Raw genomic sequence first — 12,262 nt, forward strand, 5'->3', positions numbered from 1 at the left:
GCGTGCGAACTCCCTGACGCTAGGAACGACCCCAAGATCCAACAATGGACCCAGGTCCCCAGTGCCGCAGTCGGCAGCGGGTGATGTCTACCCGACTCAGACCGCGGTCGGGCCGGGGGTGGCGTCACCGACGTGCCGGGCGTCGATGGCGACGACCTTGTCCACCCGGCGCCGGTACTTCTCGTCGGTCAGCGGCTCGGTGGTCAGCCACACCCGGACGATCTCCAGGGCCAGGGCCGAGCCGATGATCTTGCCGCCCAGGCACAGTGCGGTGGTGGCCGAATGCGAGCGGGACAGCTCGGCGCAGAACGGGTCCTGGCAGACCGCCGCGAACACCCGCGGCACCTTGTTGGCGATCATCGCGCTGCCGTAGCCGACCCCGTCGACGAAGATCGCCCGGTCCACCTCGCCGCGGCTGAGCGCCAGCGCGGCCGGATAGACGACGTCGGGCAGATCGCAGGCATTCTCGTCATGGGTCCCGAAATCCACCACCTCGTGTCCGAGGCCCCGCAACTGGGCGGCGATCTCGGTCTTGAGGGCGAACCCCGCGTGGTCGTTGGCCATCGCGATGCGCATGCGGACACCTCTCGTCGTCGGCCGGGACGGCCCCGGTCATGGTCCGCCCGACGGGACGAGCGCGCCAACGGAGTTCGGTGGGCTGAGGGCCGGGAGCATCGGGCGACAGGACGACGGCAGACATGGAAGCGGGGCCCGGCGCGCCATTGCGCCGAGCCCCGCTGCGCGGTGCCGGATCCGGGCGGGGCGACGCTGCTCCGCTACCGGACGACGGGGTGGCCACCCGCTCTCATCGCTGCAGCGAACGAGACCATCGATGGCTCGTCCACGCGCGACAACCGCCCGCCGCACCGAAGTCCCTTGCCGGATCCGCGCCCGATGCCACATCGGGGGAGTGACGCACGGCGTCACCAGGTCATCCGGTCGGGGGCTTCAGCTCACTAGGGATCAGAACCGACTTCGGCGTCAGCCGTCCCTCCTGCGGGCTCATGTCTACTCCCGCTCCGGGGTCAGGGCAACCCTTACGGGGACAATTGTCTATAACCCGTTGAGTCGCGCATAAACGCCCATCTCAGTCACACAATGGTGAACGCGAAGCGACACAGTCGAACACATTTTGCCGCTCGTTGACACGGCGTTCATCTCGGTCCACCGATGGCCGCATGCCGGTCACACAGGGTCACCCGATGAGGCGACGTCCTGCGCGGCCCCCAGGACCCGCAGCGCGTTGCCCCACGTCAGCGCGGCCAGATCGGCGTCCGACCACCCCCGCTCGGCGAGCTCGGACAGCAGGGCCGGGTAGCCGGAGACGTCCGACAGGCCGTCGGGCAGGTCCGCCGTGCCGTCGTAGTCCCCGCCCAGTCCGATGTGCGCCGGACCCGCCACCGCCCGGGCGTGCTCCACGTGGTCGGCGACATCCGTCACGGTCGCCCGCGGCCGGGGATGCGCGGCCTGCCACTGCCGCAGGGCATCGACCGCCCCCGGGTCGTGATCGCGCCCGTCGTCCTGGGTGTAGACGGTCACCCGGGAGAGTCCGAGTCGCTGCGCCTGTGCCTCCTGGGCGCGGGTGTGGTCGGCGCAGGCCTGCGAGACGAAGTCCGGGACGAACGTCACCATCACCACGCCGCCGTTGGCCGGCAGCCTCTCGAGCACGTCGTCCGGCACGTTGCGGACGTGGTCGGTGACCGCCCGGCACGACGAGTGCGAGAACAGCACCGGCGCCCGGGTGGCGTCCAACGCGGCGTGCATGGTGGTGGCGGCGACGTGTGACAGGTCGACGAGCATGCCCAGCCGGTTCATCTCCGCCACCACCTGACGCCCACGGTCGTTCAGACCGTCGACCGCCGGCACGTCCGTCGCCGAATCGGCCCACGGGGTGTTCTCGTTGTGGGTCAGCGTCATGTAGGCCACGCCCAGCAGGTCGAGCATGCGCAGGACGGCCAGTGAATCGTCGATGCTGTGCCCGCCCTCGGCTCCGAGCAGTGCGCCGATCCGTCCCGATGCGTGGGCCGCGCGCACGTCGTCCGCCGACCGGCAGAACCGGAACGTCTTCGGGTGCCGGGCGATGATGCGGTGCGCGCAGTCGATCTGCTCTAGGACCGCCGTCACCGCCGCCCCGCCGGACAGGGTGCCGGGAACGTAGACGGAGAGGAACTGCGCCCCCACCCCGCCGGCCCGCAGACGGGGGACATCGGTGTGCAGGGCCGGTTGCGCTGCGCCGAGATCGACGCCGTCCAGGGCGGTCTCGGGTCGGCCGGCCACGAGTCGACGGAGCGCCCAGGCGACGTCGTTGTGTCCGTCGAAGACCGGTGCCCGGTTCAGCAGGGTCGCGATCCGGTCGGTGGCGGCGGTCATCGGCCTGATTCCCGGTGCAGACCGGCCAGCCGCTCGCACGCGGCGTCGATGACCTCGTCCCGCTTGCAGAACGCGAAGCGTACGAACGGTTTTCCGCGTTCGGAATCGGCGAAGAAGACTTCGCCGGGAACGGCGACCACGCCCACCCGGTGCGGTAGTTCCAGACAGAACCGCATGCCGTCGCTTTCTCCCAGGGACCGGATGTCGGTCATCACGAAGTAGGTGCCCTGCGGGTGCAGCACCTCGAACCCGGCGGCCCGCAGCCCGGCCGAGAGGCGGTCCCGCTTGCGCTGCAGGTCGCCCCGGAGTTGCCGGACCCACTCCAGCTCGCTGGTCAGGGCGACCGTGACGGCGGGCTGGAAGGGTGCGCCGCCGACGTAGGTGAGGAACTGCTTGGCCGCCCGCACGGCGGCGATCAGCGGCGCCGGCCCGCAGGCCCAGCCGATCTTCCAGCCGGTCACGCTGAACGACTTGCCCGCGCTGGACACCGTGACCGTCCGTTCGGCCATCCCCGGGAACGTCGCCGGCGGCCGATGGGCGACCCCGTCGAACGTCAGGTACTCGTACACCTCGTCGGTGACGACGATGAGGTCGTGCCGGACGGCCAGCTCCGCGACCCCGTCGAGCTCGGCATCGGTGAGCACCGTGCCGGTCGGGTTGTGCGGGGTGTTGAGCAGCAGCAGCCGGGTCCGCGGCGTGATCGCCGCGGCCAGCTGGTCGACGTCCAGGGCGAACCGCCCGGTCGCGTCCGGACGCAGCGGCACCGGCCGCAGCACGGCCCCGGCCATCGCGACCACCGCGGGGTAGGAGTCGTAGCAGGGGTCGAGGGCGATGACCTCGTCACCCGGTTCGCACAGGCCGAGCACGGCGGCAGCGATCGCCTCGGTGGCGCCGACCGTCACCAGCACCTCGGTGTCGGGATCGAAGTGCTGGCCGTAGGTCTGCGCCCGAACGGCGGCGATCGCCTGTCGCAGTTCCGGTCGACCGGGACCGGGCGGGTACTGGTTCACCCCGTCGGAGATGGCCTGCCGGGCGGCCTCCAGCACGGCCGGCGGACCGTCGGTGTCCGGGAAGCCCTGGCCCAGGTTGATCGCGTCGGTGGCCACGGCCAACGCCGACATCTCGGCGAAGATCGTGGTGGTGAACGGTCGCAACCGGGACACCATCGGGTCGGTCAGCACTCGTCATTCCTACCCGGCGGGGAACAATGCGCGGGTGACCACCACCGAAATGCTGAATCCGGCCGACGCCGAGCGCCGCCGTCGGCTCCGCGTCATGAAGACGGTGGCCACCGGCGCGCTGGTCTTCATGGCGGTCTTGTTCGTCATCGCCTACTCGCTGCAGGACACCTACCCCTGGCTCGGGTACGTCCGGGCGATGGCCGAGGCCGGCATGGTCGGCGCCCTGGCCGACTGGTTCGCGGTGACCGCACTGTTCCGCCGGCCGTTGGGACTGCCGATCCCGCACACCGCGATCATCCCGAACCGCAAGGACGCCATCGGCTCCTCGCTCTCGGAGTTCGTGGCCACCAACTTCCTGTCCGAGACGGTGGTCCGCGACAAGCTGGCCCAGTTCTCGGTGGCCGCCCGGGCCGGGGAGTTCCTGATCGCCCCCGGGTCGGCCGAGCGGGTCACCGCGGAACTGGCCACCGCGGTGCGCGGCATCAGCAACGTGCTGTCGGACGACCAGGTGGCCGAGGTGCTCGAAGGTCTGGTCCGCCGCAAGGTCGACGAGGTGCAGATCGGCCCGTACCTCGGGCGGATCGCCGCCGAGGTGTTCGAACGGGGCGACCACCGTCCGCTGGTCGACTTCGTCATCGACCACGGCTACGACTGGGTCCGTAACAACTACACGGTGGTCGCCCGGGTGGTCTCGCAGCGGGCGCCGTCCTGGTCGCCGCGGTTCCTCGACGGGGTGATCGCCGACCGGATCTACCACGAGGTCGAGTCGTTCATGCTCGCGGTCAAGACCGACCCGAACCACCAGCTGCGGGGGGCGCTGGACCGGTTCCTGGCCGAGTTCGCCCAGGACCTGCAGCACGACGAGAAGACCATCGCCCAGGCCGAGACGATCAAGGAACGGATCATCGAGAACGCCGAGGTGCGCTCGCTCGCGGCCAGCGCCTGGACGTCGGTGAAGGCATCCCTGTTGCAGGCGGCCGAGGACCCCGAGTCCCCGCTGCGCACGTCGGTGACCGAGGGTCTGCGGAACTTCGGTCAGCAGCTCGTCGACGGAGGGGAGATGGCGACCAAGGTGGACGGCTGGATCGCCGACGCCGCCGGATACGTGTCCCGCCATCACGCCCGCAACATCACCGGGATCATCGACGAGACCATCGCCCGCTGGGACGGTGAGGCCACCAGTCGCAAGATCGAGCTCCAGGTGGGTCGGGATCTGCAGTTCATCCGTATCAACGGCACCGTCGTCGGCGCGCTGGCCGGCCTGGTCATCTACACCCTGGCGCAGCTGTTCCTCTGAGTCCCCGCCGTGGACTCCGGCCCGGATCCGGGCGTGGGTCCGGTCACGGGGCCTCGGCACACCGGTATCGGGCGGTTACCGTGGGTGCGCGCGAGCGGGAGTCGTCCAGCTCCGGCGCCGGCCGAAGGGAGACGTCATGGGCCTCGTCCCGGACCTGCGGACCATCTCGGGGGAGGCCCTGCGGGCCGTCTCCGACGGGGCCATCGACCAGCTGGCCGGCCGCTTCGCGGGGCTGCCCCGTCCCCTGCTCGCCGCCATCGGCGCGGGCGACCTGGCCGTGGAGCACCTGGCCGTGCTGCGGGAGATGGCCCGTGAGCAGGTCGCCGGACTCCCGGTCGACGGTGACGAGGTCGTCGCCGCGGCCGCCGGGGTCGCCGCATCGGTGCAGCACTTCGCCGGGGAACTGCCCGGCCGTCTGCAGGGACTAGCCGCGGAGCTGCCGGGGCGGGTCGCCGCGCTGACCCGGGCGACCGGTGAGCTCGATCCCGCCGCCGTCCGCAGCACCCTGGAGGCCTACACCGAGGCGGCCGGCGTCATCTACGGCGGGCTGGCCCGCCGGGGTGACCGCATCTGGTCCGACGTCCGCTCCGCGTCCTCCCGGCCCGGCACGGTGGTGGAGGCCACCGCCGACCGAGCCGCCGGAACCGTGCGGGTGGCCACGGCTCCGGCCCCGGTGCCGGCCGAGCGGCCGGGAGTGACCCGCCCGGCTGCCGTCCGCCGGAGCCGCCCGCGCGCCACGTCCGCGGCCGCCCCGGTGTCCGTGGCCGCGCCGGCCAAGGCGGTCCCCCGTCGCTCGGCGGCGAAGCCGGCAACGGCGACCGCCGCGGCGGCCCCGACGCGAGCGAAGAAGGCGGCGGCGTCCACCGCTCCGGCGGCGCCCGGACGGTCCGGGAAGACCGCCCGGGCCGCCGCGGCGGCGGTTGCCGATGCGTCACCGCCCCGCACGCCGTCCCCGTCCCGCAAGCCGGCCCCGGCCAGCACGCCGGCGCCGGTCGCGGTGCCCCCGCCGCGGAAGACGGCCAGCCGACAGGCCGCCACCAAGGCCGCCGCCCCCCGCACCCCGGCCCCGCGCACGACAAAGACCCGCGGGCGGCGGACACCGTCCTGATCCCGGCGCCACGTCCACCCAGGTCGGCGACGCCGGCCGGCGACCGGCTCCGGTTACCCTGGGGTGGTGCAGATCGCCTACACGATCACCGGTGCCATCAACCTGGCGCTCTCCTTCGCCGGAGCGGCCCTGGGAATTTTCGCGATGGTCGACGCCTTCAGCCGGCGACCCGACGCGTTCGCGGCCGCGGACAAGCAGACCAAGGGCACCTGGACGGGCATCACCGGCGCCTGCGGCGTGGTGCTCTGCATGTCGATCGTCTTCGGGCTGTTCGCCCCGCAGACCATCTTCTGGCTGGCCGCGCTGACCGGCAGCCTCGTCTACCTGCTCGACGTCCGTCCGCGGCTGCGTGAGGTGCAGAGCGGCGGCCGTTGGTAGACCCCCACCCGACCCAACGACGACGGGGCCGGACACCTCCACCGCACGGTGGTGTGTCCGGCCCCGTCGGGTATCCGCTCCGGTCGCCCGGAGTGGACGGGAGTGTCAGTGACGGCCCGGGCTCGGCGCCTCGACCGTCTTGTCCGAGCTCACCTCGTGCACGTTCCCCGCGGCCTCGAGGGCGGCCAGGTGCTTGCGCTCACGGTCGTAGGAGATCTTGATCTCCTCCTCGGCGGCCGCGCGGTCGACCCACTCGGCGCCCTCGACGCTCTTGCCGGGCTCCAGGTCCTTGTAGACCTCGAAGAAGTGCTGGATCTCCAGCCGTTCGAAGATCGGCAGGTCGGTGATGTCCTGCAGGTGGTTCTGCCGCGGGTCGGTGGCCGACACGCAGAGGACCTTGTCGTCCGGGCCCTTCTCGTCCGTCATGCGGAACATCCCGATGGCCCGGGCCGTGACCAGGCAACCCGGGAATGTGGGCTCGGAGAGCAGCACCAGCGCGTCCAGCGGATCGCCGTCCTGGCCCAGGGTGTCGTCGATGAAGCCGTAGTCCGCGGGGTACTGCGTCGCGGTGAACAGGGTCCGGTCCAGGCGGATCCGACCGGACTCGTGATCCACCTCGTACTTGTTGCGGCTGCCCTTGGGGATCTCGATGGTGACGTCGAATTCCACCGTGTCGCCTTTCGCTCGGCCGGCGCCGACTCCAGGTCGGCGACAGTGTCAGTCAGGTGCTGTCTCAGTGTCTGATTCTGTCGTCCCGTCCGGTTCGTCACGCACACGGGGACGGGACGTCGGCTCGGCGCGCGCGAACGGCACCGGCTTTCGTGAGGCCCCCCAGGACGTGTCCCGAGATCAGGACGCCGATCGAGAACTCGTCAGACTCTAGTCTGGACCGGTGCCGGGCGCGACGAGCGCCGCCGTGCCGTCGCCGAATGCGGGCGGGCACGGTGTCGCCGGCCGGTGACGAGGGGCGGGCCGGGGACCATCCGGGCCGGAGACGGCAGGAGGTACGGCGTGGCCACGGTGCGGGGAAATCGGCGCACGGCGTTGATCGTGGTGGGCCTGGTCGTGGTGGTCGCCCTGGCGGTGACGGCATTCGTCCTGCTCCGGCCGGGTAACAGCAGCAATGGCGGGTCCTCGACGGCGGCCTCGGTCTCCGATCCCGCGGTGACCGCTCCGGCGGCCGCGCTGGCCCCGCTGACCGGGTCGGGCCAGGCCCCGACCGAAGCGGGCGTCGCTGCGCAGCTCGCCTCCGCGCTGGCCAATCCGGCCCTGGGCCAGTTCTCCGGCGTGATCATGGACCCGGCGTCCGGGACCACGCTGTGGAGCGAGAACCCCAATGCCCTGCAGATCCCGGCGTCGACCACCAAGGTGCTCACCGGGGCGGCCCTGCTGACGTCGGCCGACCCCACCGAGAGATTGGTCACCCGGGTCGTCAAGGGCGACCAGGAGGGCGACATCGTCCTGGTCGGCGGGGGTGACGTGACGCTGTCGGCCCGCGACCCGAAGGTGGGCACCGTCTACGAGGGCGCGCCCCTGATGTCCGACCTGGCCGCACAGATCAAGGCCAGCGGGGTCGTCGTCAAACGCATCGTCCTGGACACCTCGTACTGGACCGGACCCGACTTCGCCCAGGGCTGGCTGACCGGCGACATCCAAGGCACCTCGGGTAACGCCCAGGGCTACATCACCAAGATGTCGCCGCTGATGGTCGACGGCGACCGTGTGGACCCGTCCAACGAGAATTCGCCCCGCACCGGCGACCCGGCGAACACCGCCGGCAAGGCGCTCGCCCGGCTGCTCGGCAACGAGAACCTGACCCTGGTCAACGGCACGGCTCCGGAGGGCGGCGAGGTCATCGCCCAGGTGTCCTCCCAGCCGCTGTCGGTGCTGCTCTCGCAGGCCCTGGTCAACTCCGACAACGTGCTGGCCGAGGCGCTGGCCCGGCAGGTCGCCATCGCCCGCGGCGCGCCGCCCAGCTTCGCCGGAGCCACCGCCGCCATCGGCGAGGCCTTGCAGGCCCTGGGCGTCGACCCGATCGGCGTCGAGATCTACGACGGTTCCGGGCTGTCCAACGACGACCGCGTGGCGCCCATCGTGATGGCCCAGCTGATGGACCGGGCCGTCAAGGGCGACCCGGCGACCCTGCGGAACCTGTTGACCGGGCTGCCGGTCGCCGGGGTGTCCGGCAGCCTGGCCGACCGGTACGCCGAGGGGGCCTCCCGGGCCGGTGCCGGCTGGGTGCGGGCCAAGACCGGATCACTGCAGGTCACCTACGCCCTGACCGGCTACGTGCCCGACCAGGACGGCCGCATCCTGGTCTTCGCGTTCGTCTCCAACGGGGTCACCTCCGGGACCCGTCCGGCCCTCGACGCCGTCGCCTCCGCGCTCCGCGGTTGCGGCTGCACCTGAGCGGCCCGATGAGTCCGCACCCCGCCGACGGGTCCGCGCCGTCGCCGATCGACTGGACCACCGCCGTCCGGACCGGGCAGCGGCTGGCGCCCGCCGGGCCGAAGGTGACCCCCGCGGAGGCCGCGACTGTCGTCGCCGACCTGCGGGAACTGTCGGCCCAGGCCGAACTGGCCGTCCGGGACACGACCGGGCTCGGCGCCGACCTGCCGGTGGCCGACGCCGAGGTCGTCGACCGGCCCGGGTGGGTGGCCGCGACGGCCGCCGGGATGGCCGAGCTGACCGCCCCGATCACCGACAAGCTCGGCGCCCAGCTCACCGGACCGGCCCAGGGTCTGACCCGCGGAGTGACCGGCGCCCAGATCGGCGCGGTCCTGGCGTTCCTGTCCGGCCGGGTCCTGGGTCAGTACGACCCGATGGTGCCGTCCGCCGCCGGCGACCCGGGGCGGCTGCTGCTGGTCGCCCCGAACGTCGTCAAGGTCGAACGCGAACTGCGGGCCGACCCGGTCGACTTCCGCCTGTGGGTGTGTCTGCACGAGAGCACCCACCGGCTGCAGTTCACCGCCAACCCGTGGCTGCGGGAACACTTCCGCGGCCTGGTGGCCGAATTCGCCGACCGCTCGGAGACCGACCCGTCGGCCGTCGTCAGCCGGGCCGTCGCCGCCGTCACCGCCCGGCGGGGGCGCGCGGGTCGCGACTCCGGCAACTGGGTCGAGACGCTGCAGAGCCCGGAACAGCGGGAGATCTTCGACCGGCTGATGGCCTTCATGAGCCTGCTGGAGGGCCACGCCGACCACGTGATGGACGCCGTCGGCCCGGCCGTCGTCCCCTCCGTCGCCAGCATCCGCGCGTCGTTCACCGCGCGGCGGGCCAAGACGCGCGGCCCCGTCGACCGGCTCATCCGGGCGCTGCTGGGGATGGACCTGAAGATGAGCCAGTACGTCAAGGGCGCGGCGTTCGTCCGCGCCGTCGTCGACCGGGCCGGCATGGACGGCTTCAACACCGTCTGGACCTCGGCGGACACCCTGCCGACCCGGGCCGAGATCACCGCACCCGAGGTCTGGGTGCGTCGGGTCCTGGGCTGACCCGGGTCCGCGGCGCGTCGTGAACGGGGTCGCCACCGGACCGGTCGAGCGGGCCGTCCGCGCGTGGCTGGACCGCCACGCCCCCGGCGATCGGCCGGTCCTGGTCGCGTGTTCCGGCGGCGCCGACTCGCTGGCGCTGGCGCTGGCCGTCGCACGGGTCGCAGCGGCGGAGCCGGGGGACCGCCGTATCGCCGCCGTCACCGTCGACCACGGCCTGCAGGACGGGTCCGCCGCGCGGGCCGGCCAGGTACGGGCCGACCTGCTGGCCCTGGGCTATCCGCAGGTCGACGTCCGGACGGTGCGGGTCGCCGGCCCGGGCGGCCCGGAGGCCGCCGCTAGGCGAGCCCGGTACGCCGCCCTGCGCGAGTCGGCCGCCGCCTGCGGCGCGGGCGCCGTGCTGCTCGCCCACACCCGCGACGACCAGGCCGAGACCGTCCTGCTCGGGTTGGCCCGCGGGTCCGGGCCACGGTCGATCGCCGGCATGCTCCCGTGGCGGGAGCCGTGGGGGCGCCCCCTGCTCGACGTCGGCCGCGCCGACACCGAGGCGGCCTGTCGGGCCGCGGGGCTACGACCCTGGCAGGACCCGCACAACCGCGACCGGACCTTCACCCGGGTCCGCATCCGCACCGAGGTGCTGCCCCTGCTGGAAAACGTCCTCGGGGGCGGGGTGGCCCCGGCCCTGGCCCGGACGGCCACGCTGATGGCCGACGACCTGCACGGACTGGACGAGCTGGCCGCCCGCGCCGACCGGGAGTGCCGCCGCCCGGACGGGGCGCTGACCGCCGACCGGTTGGCCGGGTGGCCCCGGGCCGTGCGCACCCGCGTGCTGCGACGCTGGGCCGCCGACCACGGCGTCACGACGCTCACCGCCGATCACCTGCACCGGCTCGACCGCCGGGTGACGACCCCCGGTGGCCACGAGAGGGTGCGGCTGCCCGGCGGTTTCGACGCCGGACGGCTCGGGAACCGAGTGCACCTGACCCCGACCGCCCACCGTGAGGAACAGGACATGAACACTCCGCTCAGCACGCCCGCCGGGCCCGGCGGCACGACCGCCGCCGAGCACGAGGAAGGCGTCGCCAAGGTGGCCGAGCTGGTCAAGGACGCCCGGATCGCGATGCTCACCACCATGACCACCGACGGCAAGCACCTGGCCCGCCCCATGGCGCTGCAGGAGATCGAGTTCGACGGGGACCTGTGGTTCTTCGTCGAGGACGACTCCGACAAGGTGGCCGAGATCCAGGCCAACCCCTCGGTCAACGTCTCGTTCAGTAACGCCAAGAACACCGCGTGGACGTCGATCGCCGGAACCGCCTCGATCGTCCACGACAAGGCCAAGGCGAAGGAGCTGTGGAGCCCGGTGCTGAACGCCTGGTTCCCGGACGGGCTCGACACCCCCAACCTGGGCCTGATCAAGGTGCACGCCGACAGCGCCGAGTACTGGGACGGTCCCGGCAACCGGATGGTCCAGCTGCTGGGCATTCTGCGCGCCGCCGTCACCCGCAACCCGGACAACATGATCGGCCAGGAGAACGACACCGTCGAGCTCTGAGCGGTGCGCCCGTCGCGGTCCCGTCCGGTTCATCCGGTCGGGCGGGACCCGGCGGCATCGGGGTGGCGCGGCGGATGGCAAGCTCGGGACGTCACCGCACAAGGGCCCCCGCCGATCCCTCGAGGAGCACAGTGAACGTCACCACCCCTGCATCCGACGCGGACGCGGACCCGACCCCGGCGGGCGGATTCCGCACCACCCGGATCGACGCCGCCGACGCGATCCCGGCGGACGGCCCGGACGGTGATCCCGGCGCCGGGCACGGGTACCCGGGGGAGCTCAAGGCCACCCTGATCGGCGAGGACCAGCTGCAGGCCAAGATCGTCGAGCTGGCCGCGGCGGTGGCCGCGGACCACGAGCTGGACTCGCCGCCGCTGCTGATCTGCGTGCTCAAGGGCGCGGTCACCTTCACGACCGACTTCGCCCGGGCCATGCCCATCCCCAGCGAGCTGGAGTTCATGGCCGTCAGCTCCTACGGGTCGGCCACCTCGTCCTCCGGTGTGGTGCGCATCCTCAAGGACCTCGACCGGGACATCACCGGTCGCCGCGTGGTGATCGTCGAGGACATCATCGACTCCGGCCTGACGCTGTCCTGGCTGCAGAAGAACCTGGCCACCCGGTCACCGGCGGCGATCGACGTGGTCGCCCTGCTCCGCAAGCCCGAGGCCCTCAAGGTCGATGTCGACGTGCGCTACGTCGGGTTCGACATCCCCACCGAGTTCGTCGTCGGCTACGGCCTCGACTACAACGAGCGCTACCGCGACCTGCCGTTCGTGGGGCTGCTCGGCGCTCACATGTACAGCTGAGATCTCGGGCGGGGCCCGCAGCTCGGCCGGTCACCAGGTACAGCTGAGATCTCGCCGGGCCCGCAGCTCGGCCGGTCAC

At 72.4% G+C, this 12,262-nt stretch carries 11 protein-coding genes; 7 read left to right on the top strand and 4 right to left on the bottom strand.

Annotated features, from left to right (window positions below; all coding sequences use genetic code 11):
- Nucleotides 1–96: 96 nt before the first annotated feature.
- From FDO65_RS13375 to FDO65_RS13385, 3 genes are all read right to left on the bottom strand, one after another.
- Nucleotides 97–576: an RpiB/LacA/LacB family sugar-phosphate isomerase gene (locus FDO65_RS13375; protein WP_137450199.1), complete on the bottom strand. Its 480-nt coding sequence runs from the start codon at nt 574–576 to the stop codon at nt 97–99.
- A gap of 609 nt (nt 577–1,185) precedes the next feature.
- On the bottom strand, nt 1,186–2,370 hold the full coding sequence (locus tag FDO65_RS13380; protein WP_137450200.1) for a dipeptidase: 1,185 nt from the start codon (nt 2,368–2,370) through the stop codon (nt 1,186–1,188).
- Complete coding sequence (locus FDO65_RS13385) at nt 2,367–3,551, bottom strand: pyridoxal phosphate-dependent aminotransferase (RefSeq protein ID WP_240757600.1); 1,185 nt, start codon at nt 3,549–3,551, stop codon at nt 2,367–2,369. The genes FDO65_RS13380 and FDO65_RS13385 overlap by 4 nt, the downstream gene beginning before the upstream one ends.
- Before the next feature lie 34 nt (nt 3,552–3,585).
- Here FDO65_RS13385 and FDO65_RS13390 point away from each other — a divergent pair, with 34 nt between their 5' ends.
- The 3 genes from FDO65_RS13390 to FDO65_RS13400 all read left to right on the top strand — a co-directional run bounded on the left by FDO65_RS13390 (nt 3,586) and on the right by FDO65_RS13400 (nt 6,334).
- Complete coding sequence (locus FDO65_RS13390) at nt 3,586–4,848, top strand: DUF445 domain-containing protein (RefSeq protein WP_240757601.1); 1,263 nt, start codon at nt 3,586–3,588, stop codon at nt 4,846–4,848.
- Between the two features lie 136 nt (nt 4,849–4,984).
- Nucleotides 4,985–5,956 carry a hypothetical protein gene (locus FDO65_RS13395; RefSeq protein ID WP_137450201.1) on the top strand — a complete coding sequence of 324 codons (972 nt, stop codon included), beginning with the start codon at nt 4,985–4,987 and terminating at the stop codon, nt 5,954–5,956.
- 66 nt (nt 5,957–6,022) lie between these two features.
- Nucleotides 6,023–6,334 carry a DUF2516 family protein gene (locus tag FDO65_RS13400; RefSeq protein ID WP_205850024.1) on the top strand — a complete coding sequence of 104 codons (312 nt, stop codon included), beginning with the start codon at nt 6,023–6,025 and terminating at the stop codon, nt 6,332–6,334.
- Nucleotides 6,335–6,439: 105 nt separating this feature from the next.
- Here FDO65_RS13400 and FDO65_RS13405 read toward each other — a convergent pair whose 3' ends face one another.
- The gene (locus FDO65_RS13405) at nt 6,440–7,003 is read right to left on the bottom strand and encodes an inorganic diphosphatase (protein WP_137450202.1); all 564 of its coding nucleotides are present in this window, start codon (nt 7,001–7,003) and stop codon (nt 6,440–6,442) included.
- A 342-nt stretch (nt 7,004–7,345) separates the two neighbouring features.
- On the opposite strand from FDO65_RS13405, the gene dacB reads away from it, so the two are divergent.
- The 4 genes from dacB (at nt 7,346) to hpt (ending at nt 12,183) form a co-directional block, all read left to right on the top strand.
- Nucleotides 7,346–8,743, top strand: coding sequence for a D-alanyl-D-alanine carboxypeptidase/D-alanyl-D-alanine endopeptidase (gene dacB / locus FDO65_RS13410; RefSeq protein WP_137450203.1), 1,398 nt, complete (start codon nt 7,346–7,348; stop codon nt 8,741–8,743).
- Nucleotides 8,744–8,751: 8 nt separating this feature from the next.
- Nucleotides 8,752–9,825, top strand: coding sequence for a zinc-dependent metalloprotease (locus tag FDO65_RS13415; protein ID WP_137450204.1), 1,074 nt, complete (start codon nt 8,752–8,754; stop codon nt 9,823–9,825).
- 19 nt (nt 9,826–9,844) lie between these two features.
- On the top strand, nt 9,845–11,377 hold the full coding sequence (gene tilS, locus FDO65_RS22545; protein WP_137450205.1) for a tRNA lysidine(34) synthetase TilS: 1,533 nt from the start codon (nt 9,845–9,847) through the stop codon (nt 11,375–11,377).
- Between the two features lie 221 nt (nt 11,378–11,598).
- Nucleotides 11,599–12,183 carry a hypoxanthine phosphoribosyltransferase gene (gene hpt / locus FDO65_RS13425; RefSeq protein WP_137450649.1) on the top strand — a complete coding sequence of 195 codons (585 nt, stop codon included), beginning with the start codon at nt 11,599–11,601 and terminating at the stop codon, nt 12,181–12,183.
- Nucleotides 12,184–12,262 lie beyond the last annotated feature (79 nt).

This window comes from Nakamurella flava (assembly GCF_005298075.1).
Taxonomy (GTDB): Bacteria; Actinomycetota; Actinomycetes; order Mycobacteriales; family Nakamurellaceae; genus Nakamurella; species Nakamurella flava.

Bases quoted from the DNA above. Each gene is read 5' to 3' on its own strand.
- FDO65_RS13415 (WP_137450204.1), top strand. From the start codon at position 8,752: ATGAGTCCGCACCCCGCCGACGGGTCCGCGCCGTCGCCGATCGACTGG.
- FDO65_RS13395 (WP_137450201.1), top strand. From the start codon at position 4,985: ATGGGCCTCGTCCCGGACCTGCGGACCATCTCGGGGGAGGCCCTGCGG.
- FDO65_RS13380 (WP_137450200.1), bottom strand. From the start codon at position 2,370: ATGACCGCCGCCACCGACCGGATCGCGACCCTGCTGAACCGGGCACCG.
- FDO65_RS13375 (WP_137450199.1), bottom strand. From the start codon at position 576: ATGCGCATCGCGATGGCCAACGACCACGCGGGGTTCGCCCTCAAGACC.